The organism is Enterobacter sp. SA197, from assembly GCF_054131575.1.
Genome location: NZ_CP096393.1, coordinates 2,113,176 through 2,129,061 on the forward strand (window position 1 = coordinate 2,113,176; position 15,886 = coordinate 2,129,061).

Genomic DNA, 15,886 nt, shown 5'->3' on the forward strand with positions numbered 1-15,886 from the left:
GAATAATGAAATTTAGTGAACTGTGGTTACGCGAGTGGGTAAACCCGGCTGTCGATAGCGAAGCGCTTTCGGATCAGATCACCATGGCTGGCCTCGAAGTCGATGGCGTTGAACCTGTTGCTGGTGCCTTTAATGGCGTGGTCGTGGGGGAAGTGGTTGAATGTGGTCAGCACCCTAATGCTGACAAACTGCGCGTGACGAAAGTCAATGTGGGCGGAGAACGTCTGCTGGATATCGTGTGTGGCGCGCCAAACTGCCGTCAGGGTCTGAAAGTGGCCGTCGCGACCATCGGTGCCGTGCTGCCGGGTGATTTCAAAATCAAAGCGGCGAAACTGCGTGGCGAGCCCTCAGAAGGGATGCTTTGTTCGTTCTCGGAGCTGGGTATTTCCGACGATCACAGCGGGATTATTGAACTGCCTGCTGATGCGCCCATTGGCACCGATATTCGTGAATACCTGAAGCTTGACGACAACACGATTGAAATCAGTGTGACGCCAAACCGCGCAGATTGCCTGGGTATTATCGGGATTGCCCGGGATGTGGCCGCCCTGAACAAGTTGCCGCTGGTTGCGCCTGAAATCACCCCGGTACCCGCAACGCTCACGGAGACTTTCCCGATCCGCGTTGAGGCCACTGAAGCCTGCCCGCGCTATTTAGGCCGCGTGGTAAAAGGTATCAATGTCAAAGCACCGACCCCGCTGTGGATGAAAGAGAAGCTGCGTCGTTGCGGCATCCGTTCCATCGATGCCGTGGTTGACGTGACCAATTTCGTGTTGCTTGAACTGGGTCAGCCGATGCATGCCTTCGATAAAGATCGCATTGAAGGCGGCATTGTCGTTCGTATGGCGCAGGAGGGCGAAACGCTGGTGCTGCTGGACGGCACACAAGCGAAACTGAAATCCGATACGCTGGTGATTGCCGATCATAACAAAGCGCTGGCAATGGGCGGTATTTTCGGTGGCGAGCATTCAGGCGTCAACGATGAAACCGAGAACGTGCTGCTTGAGTGCGCATTCTTCAGCCCGCTCTCCATTACTGGCCGTGCGCGTCGCCACGGCCTTCACACGGACGCCTCTCATCGTTACGAGCGTGGTGTGGATCCGCAGCTGCAGTATAAAGCAATGGAGCGCGCAACCCGTCTGCTGATGGATATCTGTGGCGGTGAGCCGGGTCCGATTATCGATGTCACCAACGAAGCTACGCTGCCAGAACGTGCGACCATTCGCCTGCGCCGCAGCAAACTGGATCGTCTGATTGGCCATCATATTGCCGATGACCTGGTGAGCGACATTCTCACGCGTCTGGGCTGCGAGGTTACCGAAGGCCAGGATGAGTGGCTGGCTGTCGCCCCTGGCTGGCGTTTTGATATGGAAATCGAAGAAGACCTGGTGGAAGAAGTTGCCCGTCTGTACGGCTACAACAACATTCCGGATGCGCCGGTTCAGGCGGGTCTGGTAATGGGCTCTCACCGTGAAGCGGACCTGTCGCTCAAGCGCGTTAAAACGCTGCTCAACGATAAGGGTTACCAGGAAGTGATCACCTACAGCTTCGTGGATCCGAAAGTTCAGCAGTGGATCCACCCGGGTGAAGAAGCACTGATCCTGCCAAGCCCGATTTCCAGTGAAATGTCTGCAATGCGTCTCTCTTTATTGACCGGACTGCTGGGCACTGTTGTCTACAACCAGAATCGTCAACAGAGCCGGGTACGCATTTTTGAAACCGGTCTGCGCTTCGTACCGGACACCCAGGCTCCGCTGGGTATTCGTCAGGACGTGATGCTGGCTGGCGCGATTTGCGGCAACCGCTACGAAGAACACTGGGATCTGGCGAAAGGTAGCGTTGATTTCTTTGATCTGAAAGGTGACCTGGAGTCCTTACTCGATCTGACCGGTAAGCTCTCAGCCATTGAATTCCGCAAAGCCGGGAACCCTGCGCTTCATCCTGGCCAATCCGCCGAGATTTATCTGAAAGATGAATACGTTGGTTTCATCGGCGTGGTGCATCCGGAGCTTGAACGTAAACTGGATCTCAATGGTCGCACGCTAGTGTTTGAACTGTTATGGAACAAGGTCGCAGACCGCGTGATTCCTCAGGCTCAGGACATTTCACGCTTCCCGGCTAACCGCCGTGATATTGCCGTTGTAGTGGCTGAAAATGTTCCTGCGGCGGATATTTTGAATGAATGTAAGAAAGTTGGCGTAAATCAGGTAGTTGGCGTAAACTTATTTGACGTGTACCGCGGTAAGGGTGTTGCGGAAGGGTATAAGAGCCTTGCCATCAGCCTGATCCTTCAGGATACCAGCCGTACACTCGAAGAAGAGGAGATTGCCGCTACCGTTGCCAGATGTGTAGAGGCATTAAAAGAGCGATTCCAGGCATCATTGAGGGATTGAACCTATGGCGCTTACAAAAGCTGAAATGTCAGAATATCTGTTTGATAAGCTAGGGCTTAGCAAGCGGGATGCCAAAGAACTGGTAGAGCTGTTTTTCGAAGAGATCCGTCGCGCTCTTGAAAACGGTGAGCAGGTAAAACTCTCCGGTTTTGGTAACTTCGATCTGCGTGATAAGAATCAACGCCCGGGTCGTAACCCGAAAACGGGCGAGGATATTCCCATTACAGCGCGGCGTGTGGTGACCTTCAGACCCGGCCAGAAGTTAAAAAGCCGTGTCGAAAACGCTTCGCCTAAAGAAGAGTAATCTGATCTAACTAAAAAGGCCGCTATGCGGCCTTTTTTCTTTCCTGCTTATTCTATTATCTTTAAAATCAATGACCTTCACGATTGGCTGACGACAAACCATGCAGAACTACGCTCAACGCCAGCGACAGCGCAATGGACGATGGCTGGCAGCCCTTGCGCTGCTACTGCTGCTGACCATGATGATAAGTCTGTGCGCCGGCGACCAGTGGATAGCGCCCGGAGAGTGGCTCAACGCCAATGGTCGCCTGTTTGTCGGACAAATACGCTTACCACGAACGCTCGCCGTCATGCTGGTGGGCGCGGCGCTGGCACTCTCAGGTGCCATCATGCAGGCTTTATTCGATAACCCCCTCGCCGAGCCGGGGCTACTCGGTGTCTCTAATGGCGCTGGCGTAGGGTTAATCGCCGCAGTGTTACTCGGAAACGGAATACTTCCGGACTGGTCGTTGGGAATGTGCGCCATCGCCGGTGCGCTGATTGTGACCCTCATTTTGCTCCGGTTTGCCAGGCGTCAGCTCTCTACCAGTCGCTTGCTACTGGCGGGAGTGGCGTTAGGCATCATCTGCAGTGCACTAATGACCTGGGCTATTTACTTTTCAACATCCTTTGATCTGCGCCAGTTGATGTACTGGATGATGGGAGGATTTGGCGGCGTTGACTGGCGACAAAGCTGGTTGATGCTGGCTTTGCTGCCCGTCATGATGTGGGTCTGTTTTCAGTCCCGACCATTAAATATGCTGGCACTGGGTGAAACATCGGCCCGACAGCTGGGTTTGCCAGTATGGCTGTGGCGTAATTTACTGGTTGTGGCGACCGGCTGGCTGGTCGGCGTGAGCGTTGCGCTTGCTGGTTCCATCGGTTTTATTGGTTTGGTGATTCCCCATATTCTGCGACTCTGTGGCCTGACGGATCACCGGGTGCTGTTGCCTGCGGGCGCACTGGCGGGGGGGATAGCCCTGCTCTTTGCGGATATTGTGGCCCGCCTGGCGCTCAGCGCCGCAGAATTACCCGTTGGCGTCGTGACGGCAACGCTGGGCGCACCTGTTTTTATCTGGCTATTATTAATGTCCAGGGTCGGGCGATAAGATCCGAAACCTGTCTTTTAACTGAGAGGATGCTATGCACCAGGATATTCTGAACACAGAGATCACAACGATTGATGGCGAAAACATTTCGCTGGAACAGTATCGCGGTAAAGTGCTGCTTATCGTCAATGTCGCCTCAAAATGCGGGCTGACACCGCAATATGAGCAACTGGAAAATATCCACAAGGCGTGGGAAAAAGATGGCTTTAGCGTGCTGGGCTTCCCGTGCAATCAGTTCCTTGGCCAGGAACCTGGCAGCGAAGAGGAGATTAAAACCTTCTGCAGCACGACTTATGGCGTGACCTTCCCCTTGTCGGCCAAAATTGATGTTAACGGTGAAAACCGTCACCCGCTCTACAGCAAACTGATTGCCGCGGCACCGAAAGCCGTCGCACCTGAAGAGAGCGGATTTTATGAACGTATGGCGAGCAAAGGCCGTGCGCCGCTCTATCCGGATGATATTTTGTGGAATTTCGAAAAATTCCTCATCGGGCGTGATGGTCAGGTGGTGCAGCGTTTCTCACCGGATATGACGCCGGAAGATCCTATTCTGATGGAAGCAATCAAACTGGCACTGGCTAAATAATGGCAATACTGCAACTTCACAACGTTGAGGATGCAGGCAGGCTGGGGCCGGTAACGGCCTCGGTCTCTACAGGGGAAATGTTGCACCTTGTCGGCCCTAACGGCGCAGGAAAGAGCACCTTGCTGGCACGGATGGCCGGGATCACCGTGGGTAAGGGGGAGATCTTTTTTAACGGCACAGATATCAAAACCTTTGATGCCCCCCAGCTTGCACGTCAGCGCGCCTATCTGGCGCAACAGCAGATACCGCCGTTCGCCATGCCTGTCTGGCACTATCTTTCTTTGCACCAGCACGGCAATGCCCAGGGCGAACTGAGCACCCGCATTGCCTGTAGGCTGGGTCTTGAGGACAAACTCGGACGGACGGTAAATCAACTTTCCGGCGGGGAGTGGCAGCGGGTTCGTCTGGCTGCGGTCATACTGCAAATCCACCCGGCCGCCAATCCTGACGGTCAACTACTGCTGCTGGATGAGCCAATGAACAGTCTTGACGTTGCGCAACAGGCGGCACTGGATCATCTCTTACGTGAGCTGACTCACGACGGGATAACGGTCATTATGAGCAGCCATGATCTTAACCACACGTTGCGACAGGCTCACCAGACCTGGCTTCTCTGCGCGGGAACCTTACTAGCGGCAGGGGAGAGGGACAGCGTAATGACACCGCAAAATCTGTCCCGCGCATATGGCATTCCGTTTCGTCGGCTCGACATGGCGGGGCACAGAATGCTCATCCCGGAGGTATAAGCTCATCCGGACTTGCAGGATCGTTGATTCACGCGCTAAATTATTCCCGCATAACAATAAAAGAGGTTTCCCAGAATGCGCATCTGGTTTGTTCTGGTGGCGACGTTAATTCTTGCTGGCTGTAGCAGCCATCGCGCCCCGCCACCTAACGCACGGCTTTCAGACGCTATTACGGTTATCGCAGGGTTAAACGATCAGCTTCGTGACTGGCGCGGAACGCCTTACCGTTATGGGGGGATGAGTCGTAACGGGGTGGACTGTTCCGGGTTCGTGATGATGACTTTCCGTGATAAATTCGATCTGGTATTGCCACGGGATACTCGTTCGCAGGCGGATGTGGGGACGCGTATAGATAAAGACGACTTATTACCCGGGGATTTAGTGTTCTTCAAAACGGGCTCGGGCGAAAACGGCCTGCATGTGGGCATCTACGATACCGATAATGCCTTTATTCACGCCTCAACAAGCCAGGGCGTAATACGGTCATCGCTGAACAACGTTTACTGGCGTAAAAATTTCTGGCAGGCACGTCGCATATAACTCCTTCCTGGCAGGGTTGCTAAGGCGGGTGCCTCGCCCGCCTTAGCAACCCTGACTAAACGCAAATTCAGGTTGCCGTTGCGTGTAAAATCCATCATTCCTCCATGATTTCTTATTTAACTATCGGTTAGCGAAAAGTGGCTCGTTCTCAGACGAATGGCGATGGCAGGAACAATATAGTCAGGATAAGCTGACGAAAGTCGTAGGGAAGTGTGAAGAGAATGATGGAAAATCATGAAGCCTGGCTTATTGAAATTAACTACGTTGAGTGTATTCGCATTAGGTTTTCAATGCCGGATATCACTCACAATGCAGGGCTGGCGCAATGATCGTATCGTTAGATGACACATATTGCTCAGAACTCTCCTTTCTGCCTGCCCGTAGCGGCTTTGGCATGCTGGTGGGGCTTGAGATAATTGTCAATTTTGTTGGGGTGTCGAGCAACGTCCGGGCACCTGCAGAACTCATTTTACCGCGTCTGAGTGCCGCGGATGCACTGACATTATTCAAAGAGCAGCTGGCGCTGGCTGAATCCTGCAAACTGTTCTTTATCCAGCATCAATTAACCGCATGGATAACCCTCTCGCCTGAAATCGTGACCGCGCTTATCAGTGATGAAGACCTCGCCGCAACCATTGCAAGGCTTCCTTTTCTTGAACTGTGCATCAATGAAAGTTTTCCCGGTTTAAACCACGGGCGTGACAATCCGGAACTTGCACAGCTCTGTGAACGTTATCCGGTGGTGCTGACGAATTATGGTGCGGGGAATATCACCTCAAAAGCCATTTTTGATGGTCTTTTTAAGCGGGTCATGCTGGATAAAAATTTTGTTCATCAACGGCTCACCTCCCGTTCTTTTGAGCCGTTTATGCGCGCTATTGTCTCGCAAATTGCGCCGTACTGCCGCACCGTCATGATTGCAGGTATTGATGATGAGAAAACCCTGAAGCGGGTCGCACCCTATCAGTTTGGTGCGATGCAGGGGAATCTGTGGCCTGCGGTATCCGTGCCGATGATTACTACGCTGGTGCATGTGTAAAAAAGTAACCGCTGTTTAACATTCATTAAACATACTACAATAAAAGACAGGAGGAACCATGACCCTGTCTTTTATTTCCCGCTGGCACGATGAACTGCCAGAATTTTATACCGCGCTTTCACCCACGCCACTGCACAATGCCCGGTTAATCTGGCATAACGCCCCCCTGGCGCAAGCAATGGGCCTCGCGCCGTCGCTGTTTGAACCCACCCGCGGAGCGGGCGTCTGGGGTGGAGAGGTGCTACTGCCCGGGATGTCCCCCCTTGCTCAGGTCTATAGCGGACACCAGTTTGGCGTCTGGGCCGGTCAGTTGGGTGACGGGCGCGGCATTCTGCTGGGTGAGCAACAGCTTGCGGACGGCACAACCCTGGACTGGCATCTGAAGGGAGCCGGGCTTACGCCCTATTCGCGCATGGGCGATGGCCGCGCCGTTCTGCGTTCGACGCTGCGTGAAAGTCTGGCCTCTGAAGCGATGCATGCGCTGGGGATCCCGACCACCAGAGCGTTGTCTGTGGTAACCAGTGACACCCCGGTACAGCGAGAGCGTACCGAGGCTGGCGCGATGATGATGCGTATTGCCCCAAGCCACGTTCGCTTCGGTCATTTCGAGCATTTCTATTATCGGCGTGAACCGCAACAGGTCCGTAAGCTTGCGGATTTTGTTATCCGTCATCACTGGTCACATTTACAGGACGAGGCTGACCGGTATGTGCTCTGGTTTAACGACGTCATCAAACGTACCGCACAGCTTATTGCCCACTGGCAGGCCGTCGGTTTTGCCCACGGGGTAATGAATACCGACAACATGTCGATTCTCGGTCTGACAATGGATTATGGCCCCTTTGGCTTCCTTGATGACTATAAGCCTGACTTTATTTGTAACCATTCCGATTATCAGGGGCGCTATAGCTTTGAAAATCAACCGACGATAGCCCTCTGGAACTTGCAGCGTCTCGCGCAGACGCTTTCGCCTTTTATCAGTGTCGATGCGCTTAATACGGCGCTGGATGGCTACCAGCAGGTGCTGTTAACCGAATACGGAAGGTTAATGCGCGAGAAACTCGGTTTCTTTACCCGGCAGAAAGCTGACAATGACCTGTTAAGCGAACTCTTTGCGCTGATGGCCCGCGAAGGAAGCGATTACACGCGTACCTTCCGTCTGTTAAGCCACGTTAACCAGCAGGAGCTCCGTTCGCCGCTGCGGGATGAGTTTATCGATCGCGAGGCTTTTGACAACTGGTATGGCCGCTATCGTCTGCGTTTGCAGGAAGAACAGATTGATGATGCGCAACGTCAACAGGCGATGCAAAGCGTTAACCCGGCGGTCGTGTTACGCAACTGGCTGGCGCAGCGCGCTATTGAGCAGGCCGAACAGGGTGATACCGACGAGCTGCATCGCCTGCATGCGATATTACGTGAACCTTACCGCGAGCGGGACGATGATTACAGCAAACGTCCCCCTGACTGGGGCAAGCGACTTGAGGTGAGTTGTTCAAGTTGAACATCATTTCGTAAGGATCAGTTTACCTGCCTGCGTCTGGCGCAGCAGGTACTCCTGACCCTGATGAATGATAACGATGCGTGCCTCCTCGCCGAGCAACGCCTGGCTTGTGATGCGACGATCCTCTGGCAAAATGCTGGCGGGGTTTGTTCCGACAGAAGGTTGCTCAGCCTGAGCAGCATTTTTTTCCCTGTTCACCATAATCATTGCAATGAGAGTCAAGTTGAATTGATAATCATTATCAGAAATTCGCTGCGTATCAGCAAGTATTATTCAAAGAAATGATGAGGTTAGTCGACAGGTACGAAACGCCTGCCAGGCGGCTGGCAGGCGGAAAGGGGACTAACGGGTAGCGACAGCTGCGGCCAGCCGTGCTAACAGCGTTTCGCTGTCTTCCCAGTTCAGGCAAGGGTCAGTGATAGACTGACCGTAAGTCAGAGGCTGACCGGGGAGAATTTTTTGTGTCCCTTCCTGGAGAAAACTCTCCACCATCACGCCCGCGATAGCCGTGGAGCCCGCGCGGATCTGCTGACAGATGTCATCACACACCTCCATCTGGCGACGATGCTGTTTCTGGCAGTTGCCATGACTAAAGTCGATGACCAGTTGCTCAGGGAGCATGAACTCTCGCAACGTTTCACACGCGCTGGCAATATCTTCAGCATAATAATTGGGACGTTTACCCCCGCGCATAATGATGTGGCCGTACGGGTTGCCACTGGTCTGGTAGATGGTCATCTGTCCTGATTTATCAGGCGATAAAAACATATGGCTGGCACGGGAGGCGCGAATGGCGTCGACTGCGATGCGGGTATTGCCGTCCGTTCCGTTCTTAAAGCCTACCGGGCAGGAGAGGGCGGAGGCCATCTCACGGTGAATCTGGCTTTCCGTGGTGCGCGCGCCAATGGCGCCCCAGCTTATCAAATCGGCAATAAATTGCCCGGTGACCATATCCAGGAATTCCGTTGCCGTCGGCACACCCAACTCATTCACGTCCAGCAAAAGTCGGCGCGCGAGTTCAATACCATGATTCACGCGATAACTGCCGTTGAGATCCGGATCGGAAATCAGCCCCTTCCAGCCCACAACCGTGCGCGGTTTTTCAAAATAGGTACGCATGACGATTTCAAGATGCTCGCCATAGTTTTCACGCGCGGTTTGGAGCCGGCGTGCGTAATCCATGGCGGCATCAGGATCGTGGATGGAGCAGGGGCCTATTACCACCAGTAAACGTTTGTCTTCACCATTAAGGATTTTTTCAATACGGCGTCGTGACTGCGTGACATGCTCCGCTACCTCCAGGGTAACGGGGTGACGTTGCGCCAGTTCCGCCGGGGTCACCAGGCTTTCCATGCGCGCCGTGCGGAGTTCATCGGTTCTGTTCATCGAAATTCTCAAAATTTTTTGCTCATACGGCCAAATGCCGGAGGCGATGCCACACCTTAAACCAATCCCTGCTGAATTCAATAGCAGGTTGTGAGGGGCATCACATTCAGGTAGCGCATGATAACAAAAACATTACTCATGTACTAGCCTGTTAGTACATGCGGCGACTGAGACCCATAATGTCGAGAATTTTGGTGGCCATCTCCTCTACGGAGTAATTGGTACTGTTCAGACAGGGGATCTGATTTTTTCGATAAAGCGCTTCTACCTCGGTCACCTCCATGCGGCACTGGCGAAGAGAGGCATAACGGCTGTTCTCACGTCGCTCTTCGCGGATAGCGGCTAAACGTTCGGGATTAATGGTCAGACCAAATAATTTATGCTGAAGCGGTTTCAGGGAAGGGGGTAACACCAAATTATCCATGTCATCGGCAATAAAGGGATAATTCGCTGCCCGAATACCAAATTGCATCGCCAGATAAAGGCTGGTGGGTGTTTTACCACAGCGCGAAACACCTAACAAAATCACCTGGGCCTGATCGAGGTTGCGCAACGAAATACCGTCGTCATGCGCAAGGGTATAATCAATGGCGGCAATACGCGCATCGTATTTAATGAGGTTCCCTGGATTTAACCCATGCGTCCGGTGCGCAATTGGGGTCGGGTCGAGTTTTAATTCTTGTTGCAAAGGCGCAACCAGTGCCTGAACGATATCCTGACAAAAACCCTCGCTCTGTAAAATAATGGTGCGGATCTCGGGAAGAACAATCGAATAAAAGACCAGTGGACGGATACCGGATTGCTGATAGATGGCATCTATCTGTTCCTTGACAGCTCTGGCGCGGCTTTCATTCTCCACGAACGGGAGTGTGATGCTGTTTATAGCAACCGGGAATTGCGACATGACGGCATGGCCTAATACTTCGGCGGTGATAGCGGTTCCATCAGAAATATAAAACACGTGCCTGTCTACCGTACTGTCCATTTTTACCCTACCTGGTTGTCATGAGGATGAGCTAAAAGCATAAATTAAAGTCCGGTATCTGCGTAGAGACTTTTTTCTATTTTTAAAATGAAACGCTATTTTTATTTTTAATGAAAAGGATAGTTCATTTTTATTAAGGGCTTAACAAGAGAATGGTTTTATCGCCGCGATGACAATCAGTAGCCTGAGAATCGGCGTTAAACTGTCCGAAAAGATAAAAAATAAATTTGCTTGAACGATTCACCGTTTTTTTCAACCGCGCAATTATGTCAGGATGCCTTCGTACTCCGAGCGTTAATTATCCATTCAATATCACAAAAGGATTGTTTCGATGTCCAATAATGGCTCGTCTCCACTGGTGCTTTGGTATGACCAACTCGGCATGAATGATGTTGACAGAGTGGGGGGCAAAAATGCCTCTCTTGGTGAAATGATCACCCATCTTTCAGGTATGGGCGTTTCCGTACCTAATGGCTTTGCTACTACTGCCGATGCTTTTAATCAGTTTCTTGAGCAAAGTGGTCTGAATCAGCGCATCTATGACCTGCTGGATAAAACGGACATCGACGATGTGACCGCACTGGCGCAAGCCGGTACGCAGATCCGTCAGTGGATTGTTGATACCCCGTTCCAGCCAGAATTTGAAGAGGCTATTCACAAGGCTTATGCCACATTATCCGCTGATGATGAAATGGCCTCCTTCGCGGTGCGCTCCTCCGCCACCGCTGAAGATATGCCGGATGCCTCTTTTGCAGGTCAGCAGGAAACTTTCCTGAACGTGCAGGGTTATGACGCCGTTCTGGTAGCGGTAAAACATGTTTTTGCCTCGCTGTTTAACGACAGGGCCATCTCGTACCGGGTACATCAGGGGTACGATCATCGTGGTGTGGCTCTCTCAGCCGGCGTTCAGCGTATGGTCCGCTCAGACATCGGCGCGGCGGGAGTGATGTTCTCTATTGATACCGAGTCCGGCTTTGACCAGGTGGTCTTTATCACCTCAGCCTTTGGTTTAGGTGAAATGGTCGTGCAGGGGGCCGTTAACCCGGATGAGTTTTATGTTCACAAGCCGACGCTTGCGGCCAACCGCCCGGCCATTGTGCGCCGCACCATGGGGTCTAAAAAAATCCGTATGGTCTATGCGCCAACCCAGGAGCACGGTAAACAGGTTCGCATTGAGGATGTGGAGCAGGCCGATCGTGACCGCTTCTCTTTGACCGACAGCGAAGTCCAGGAGCTGGCGAAGCAGGCGGTCGAAATTGAGAAACATTACCAGCGTCCGATGGATATCGAATGGGCGAAGGATGGTCATACCGGCAAGCTGTTTATTGTCCAGGCTCGTCCGGAAACGGTTCGCTCTCGCGGCAAGGTCATGGAACGTTATACGTTACACGCCCAGGGCAAGATTATTGCCGAAGGGCGTGCTATCGGCCATCGCATTGGCGCGGGGCCGGTAAAGGTTATCCATGACATCAGTGAAATGAACCGGATTGAACCCGGCGATGTACTGGTGACGGACATGACTGACCCTGACTGGGAACCGATCATGAAAAAGGCCTCGGCGATTGTGACTAACCGGGGCGGTCGAACCTGCCATGCGGCGATTATTGCCCGTGAACTGGGGATCCCGGCGGTGGTGGGCTGTGGCGATGCAACGGATCGCATCAAAGAGGGTGAAAACGTCACCGTCTCTTGCGCTGAAGGCGATACCGGTTACGTCTATGCCGATATGCTGGATTTCAGCGTAAAAAGTTCAAGTATTGATGAAATGCCACCGCTACCGCTGAAGATCATGATGAACGTCGGCAACCCGGACAGGGCATTTGATTTTGCCTGCCTGCCAAACGAAGGAGTGGGCCTGGCTCGCCTGGAGTTCATTATCAACAGGATGATCGGCGTCCACCCACGTGCGCTGCTGGAGTTCGATGCTCAGGACGCGAAACTGCAGAATGAAATCCGGGAGCTGATGAAAGGCTACGATTCGCCGAAGGAGTTTTATGTCGGCAGACTGACTGAGGGCATTTCAACCCTGGGGGCGGCGTTTTACCCGAAACGGGTAATTGTGCGGTTGTCTGACTTTAAGTCCAACGAATACGCCAACCTGGTAGGTGGCGAGCGCTATGAGCCTGAGGAAGAGAACCCGATGCTGGGCTTCCGCGGGGCAGGCCGTTACGTGGCCGAAAGCTTCCGAGACTGCTTTGCGCTGGAGTGTGAGGCGGTGAAACGCGTGCGCAACGAGATGGGCCTGACTAACGTCGAGATTATGGTGCCCTTTGTGCGTACCGTAGAGCAGGCAAAAGCGGTGGTGGAGGAGCTGGCGCGTCAGGGACTTAAGCGAGGCGAGAATGGCCTGAAGATAATCATGATGTGCGAAATCCCCTCGAACGCCCTGCTGGCCGACCAGTTCCTCGAATATTTCGACGGCTTCTCTATCGGTTCGAATGATATGACGCAGCTTGCGCTTGGTCTGGATCGTGACTCTGGTGTTGTGTCTGAATTGTTCGACGAACGTAACGATGCGGTGAAAGCGCTGCTCTCAATGGCAATTCGTGCCGCCAAAAAACAGGGTAAATATGTAGGTATCTGCGGGCAGGGTCCTTCTGACCATGAGGACTTTGCGGCATGGCTGATGGAAGAGGGGATAGACAGCCTCTCCCTGAACCCGGATACCGTCGTGCAAACCTGGTTAAGTCTTGCTGAACTGAAGAAATAATTCAGCTCAGGCAAACCCCGTCACCTCTGGTGATGGGGTTTTTTTATGGGCGAAATCCATTCGGGGATGAAACAAAATGTTTTTCAGCACGTGTTACTTAAAATATTGCACGTGAGCAGATTAGAATTCGCGAACTTTATTGAGATTCTTCTTAATTAAAGCAGGCGCGATATTCTTGCCACATTTGTTAATGAAGTGTGGAATTCACTGTTAATTAAAAGAGTACGAATTATGAAACGGCAATTGTTGTTGCTCGTCCTGGTGGGCTGCCTTGGACTTAATGGGTGTGCATCGTATAACGAGCATATTAAAGCCTGCCACGGGCAGGAGACCTCCACGGCGCATCTGGTTCTGGATTACCTGCCCATTGGTGCCATTGTGGACAACGGCTATTGTGCCGCGAAAGCGAGTTCCAGTTAAAATAACTGTCGGAACGCAGGATCTGAAATTGCAGGGAGCAAATAATGTATTTTTATCAGAGAGATACTCTTCACGCCCTTATTGCGCGGCTGGCGGAAGTGGGCGCGTCAGATTCGCGCTATGCCGCTGAAATCGAAAAACTATGTAAATCCGGTGAGCATGTTTTTCTTCAGCCTTCGCAAGCGGCGTATAACCGTTTCATGGATGAGTGCGAAATAACCCTCAATAAGTTACATATTACGATTTAAATTCCGCTGACTGAATGAGTGATGCAAAACAGTATTATTTTTATCCCCTGAGCCTGGCGCTGAAATCCTATGCCGGGGTAAAAATGAAATCCATGTCCGAAACGGCAGTGAGGACGGTTACGTATACAGAATTCATAATGATAATTGAGGCAAATATCATACCCGAAGCGCAGTGCTGCACACCCGAAAAATTCGGGCAGGATAATGCCTGGTTTGCTGGAAGTCTTATGCAGTATTTCGCGCAGGCGTGATAACAGGGCGAATATGCTTGAGATATGACCCGCGAAAGTTAACGTGCCGCGTGACGTTGAGAAAGCATAAGGATGGGAACGGGCACAGGGTGGGCGAAGATGACGATGTGGGGTGAAATGAGGTGCTTAATGGAAAAACGCATTGTTTTTGAATATATTTTTGGCAGCGAAATTCTTTTTTTGTATGAAGTTCGCACAGCGCACGTACCCGACACGCACTTCTGGTCAGGCTTATGATTCCAGTTCGCTAATTTTACATAAAAAAAAGCCCATCGTGGGAGATGGGCAAAGACTACACACAGCAATTCGTTGTTTCACTCAGGGGATTTCCATGCTTATAAATCAATGCGTTGATTTATAACCGTGAGCTAATAGTAGGCATCTCGATTTTTTGCGTCGATCAGATTCGTCTCATTAGTTTAACGTCCGTAACGAATTTGCGGCGAAGAAAGCGAATTAAGGCACACAGGCGGCATGAATCGGCATAACGGTTAAAATAATTGATTAGCAGTGCTTAATAGTAAAACCAAAAAGGCGGGTTTCCCCGCCGGATATTACTGAGGGAGTTTATTATTTTCGACAGGGGCGCTGAGCACTTCACTGCTGACAGGACCCGGAGCCGGCACTTCATTGACCCAGGCCGAAAACAGGCGCCAGCTTACCGCAAGTAATACCGGGCCAATAAACAGGCCAATCATACCGAAGGCGACCAGCCCGCCAATGACCCCCGAAAGAATCAGGATTAACGGAAGATCGGCACCCATACGAATCAGTAGCGGCCGTATAAAATTGTCAAGGGTGCCGACCACGCAGCTCCAGACCAGCAGTACTGTCCCCCATGTTGAATCCCCGCTCCAGTAAAGCCAGATAACCGCCGGAACCAGCACAATGAGCGGCCCGAGCTGGATAAGACAGGTCATCAACATAATTACCGTAAAGAGGGTGGCATAGGGGATGCCGCTGACCGCAAGGCCGATCCCGCCAAGCACCGCCTGCACCAGCGCCGTGACCACCACGCCGAGTGCAACCGCGCGGATGGCCTGACCGGCGAGCAGGACAGCCGCATCGCCGCGGTGGGCGGCAAGGCGGAAAGCAAAGTGACGAATACCTTCTGCCACGCGCTCACCACGCCAGTAGAGCAGGGCGCTGAAGACTAACATCAGACCACAATGGAGCAAAAAACGCCCAATATGCGCGGCCTGACCAACGAACCATGTGGTGGTCGTTCCTACATAAGGCCGGACTTTGGCAAGGATTGCGCTGCCACCCATATCCAGAAGGCTGTGCCAGCCGTTGTATAACTTATCGCCAAAAAGAGGAATGCTGTTTAACCAGTCGAGGTCAGGCGGGGTGAGTTCTCCTGAGGTCACAGCACCGATAACCGGGCCGCTGGAGTCCACCAGACTGTTTACCAGAAGCGCCACCGGAATGATAAACAGCAGCGTTAAGATGAGTGTCATGGCAATGACCGCCAGCGAGCGGCGTCCAAAAAGGATCCGTTGCAGGCGGATAAGTACGGGCCAGGTTGCAATGACCACTGTTCCGGCCCAGGCGAAGCCCAGCACAAAAGGACGAACTACCCACAAACAGGCGACGATCATAAGGGCCAGGAACAGTACCGACAGCATGACCTGCGGTACATCCCTGGATTGCGTTTGAAAGGCCATAAGACGTATTTACCTTTGAAGGG

General features: G+C 52.5%; 16 protein-coding genes and 1 other RNA gene. 12 read left to right on the forward strand and 5 right to left on the reverse strand.

The window, feature by feature from the left end; all coding sequences use genetic code 11:
- Positions 1-5 precede the first annotated feature (5 nt).
- The 8 genes from pheT to selO all read left to right on the forward strand — a co-directional run bounded on the left by pheT (position 6) and on the right by selO (position 8,196).
- Positions 6-2,393: a phenylalanine--tRNA ligase subunit beta gene (gene pheT, locus M1D91_RS09750; RefSeq protein WP_437430398.1), complete on the forward strand. Its 2,388-nt coding sequence runs from the start codon at positions 6-8 to the stop codon at positions 2,391-2,393.
- A gap of 4 nt (positions 2,394-2,397) precedes the next feature.
- The gene (ihfA, locus tag M1D91_RS09755; RefSeq protein ID WP_001229266.1) at positions 2,398-2,697 is read left to right on the forward strand and encodes an integration host factor subunit alpha; all 300 of its coding nucleotides are present in this window, start codon (positions 2,398-2,400) and stop codon (positions 2,695-2,697) included.
- A gap of 100 nt (positions 2,698-2,797) precedes the next feature.
- A complete protein-coding gene (btuC, locus tag M1D91_RS09760) occupies positions 2,798-3,784 on the forward strand; it encodes a vitamin B12 ABC transporter permease BtuC (RefSeq protein ID WP_437430399.1) in 987 nt (328 codons plus the stop codon).
- Between the two features lie 34 nt (positions 3,785-3,818).
- Complete coding sequence (locus tag M1D91_RS09765) at positions 3,819-4,370, forward strand: glutathione peroxidase (protein ID WP_437430400.1); 552 nt, start codon at positions 3,819-3,821, stop codon at positions 4,368-4,370.
- Entirely contained in the window at positions 4,367-5,116 is a 750-nt protein-coding gene (gene btuD, locus M1D91_RS09770) for a vitamin B12 ABC transporter ATP-binding protein BtuD (RefSeq protein WP_437430554.1), read from the forward strand. Before M1D91_RS09765 ends, btuD begins: the two co-directional genes overlap by 4 nt.
- Positions 5,117-5,191: 75 nt before the next feature.
- The gene (locus M1D91_RS09775) at positions 5,192-5,656 is read left to right on the forward strand and encodes a C40 family peptidase (protein ID WP_437430401.1); all 465 of its coding nucleotides are present in this window, start codon (positions 5,192-5,194) and stop codon (positions 5,654-5,656) included.
- 325 nt (positions 5,657-5,981) lie between these two features.
- Complete coding sequence (locus M1D91_RS09780) at positions 5,982-6,695, forward strand: EAL domain-containing protein (RefSeq protein WP_437430402.1); 714 nt, start codon at positions 5,982-5,984, stop codon at positions 6,693-6,695.
- A 58-nt stretch (positions 6,696-6,753) separates the two neighbouring features.
- The gene (gene selO / locus M1D91_RS09785; RefSeq protein ID WP_437430403.1) at positions 6,754-8,196 is read left to right on the forward strand and encodes a protein adenylyltransferase SelO; all 1,443 of its coding nucleotides are present in this window, start codon (positions 6,754-6,756) and stop codon (positions 8,194-8,196) included.
- Positions 8,197-8,199: 3 nt separating this feature from the next.
- On the opposite strand, the gene hemP is transcribed toward selO, so the two are convergent.
- From hemP to ppsR, 3 genes are all read right to left on the reverse strand, one after another.
- Positions 8,200-8,397: a hemin uptake protein HemP gene (hemP, locus tag M1D91_RS09790; protein WP_437430404.1), complete on the reverse strand. Its 198-nt coding sequence runs from the start codon at positions 8,395-8,397 to the stop codon at positions 8,200-8,202.
- Between the two features lie 141 nt (positions 8,398-8,538).
- A complete protein-coding gene (gene aroH, locus M1D91_RS09795) occupies positions 8,539-9,582 on the reverse strand; it encodes a 3-deoxy-7-phosphoheptulonate synthase AroH (protein WP_437430405.1) in 1,044 nt (347 codons plus the stop codon).
- A gap of 151 nt (positions 9,583-9,733) precedes the next feature.
- Positions 9,734-10,567 carry a posphoenolpyruvate synthetase regulatory kinase/phosphorylase PpsR gene (ppsR, locus tag M1D91_RS09800; protein WP_437430406.1) on the reverse strand — a complete coding sequence of 278 codons (834 nt, stop codon included), beginning with the start codon at positions 10,565-10,567 and terminating at the stop codon, positions 9,734-9,736.
- A 331-nt stretch (positions 10,568-10,898) separates the two neighbouring features.
- Here ppsR and ppsA point away from each other — a divergent pair, with 331 nt between their 5' ends.
- The 4 genes from ppsA to M1D91_RS09820 all read left to right on the forward strand — a co-directional run bounded on the left by ppsA (position 10,899) and on the right by M1D91_RS09820 (position 14,196).
- Positions 10,899-13,277 (forward strand): phosphoenolpyruvate synthase, encoded by a 2,379-nt coding sequence (gene ppsA / locus M1D91_RS09805; protein ID WP_437430407.1) that lies wholly within the window; start codon positions 10,899-10,901, stop codon positions 13,275-13,277.
- 231 nt (positions 13,278-13,508) lie between these two features.
- Positions 13,509-13,697, forward strand: coding sequence for a hypothetical protein (locus M1D91_RS09810; RefSeq protein ID WP_437430408.1), 189 nt, complete (start codon positions 13,509-13,511; stop codon positions 13,695-13,697).
- Between the two features lie 44 nt (positions 13,698-13,741).
- Positions 13,742-13,945, forward strand: coding sequence for a hypothetical protein (locus M1D91_RS09815; protein ID WP_437430409.1), 204 nt, complete (start codon positions 13,742-13,744; stop codon positions 13,943-13,945).
- Between the two features lie 14 nt (positions 13,946-13,959).
- Positions 13,960-14,196 (forward strand): hypothetical protein, encoded by a 237-nt coding sequence (locus M1D91_RS09820; RefSeq protein WP_437430410.1) that lies wholly within the window; start codon positions 13,960-13,962, stop codon positions 14,194-14,196.
- A gap of 257 nt (positions 14,197-14,453) precedes the next feature.
- Here the strand turns inward: M1D91_RS09820 and rprA are convergent.
- Together rprA and ydiK are read right to left on the reverse strand one after the other, a co-directional pair.
- An RNA gene (gene rprA / locus M1D91_RS09825) (antisense sRNA RprA) lies at positions 14,454-14,561 on the reverse strand.
- A gap of 189 nt (positions 14,562-14,750) precedes the next feature.
- On the reverse strand, positions 14,751-15,863 hold the full coding sequence (ydiK, locus tag M1D91_RS09830) for an AI-2E family transporter YdiK (RefSeq protein ID WP_437430411.1): 1,113 nt from the start codon (positions 15,861-15,863) through the stop codon (positions 14,751-14,753).
- Positions 15,864-15,886 lie beyond the last annotated feature (23 nt).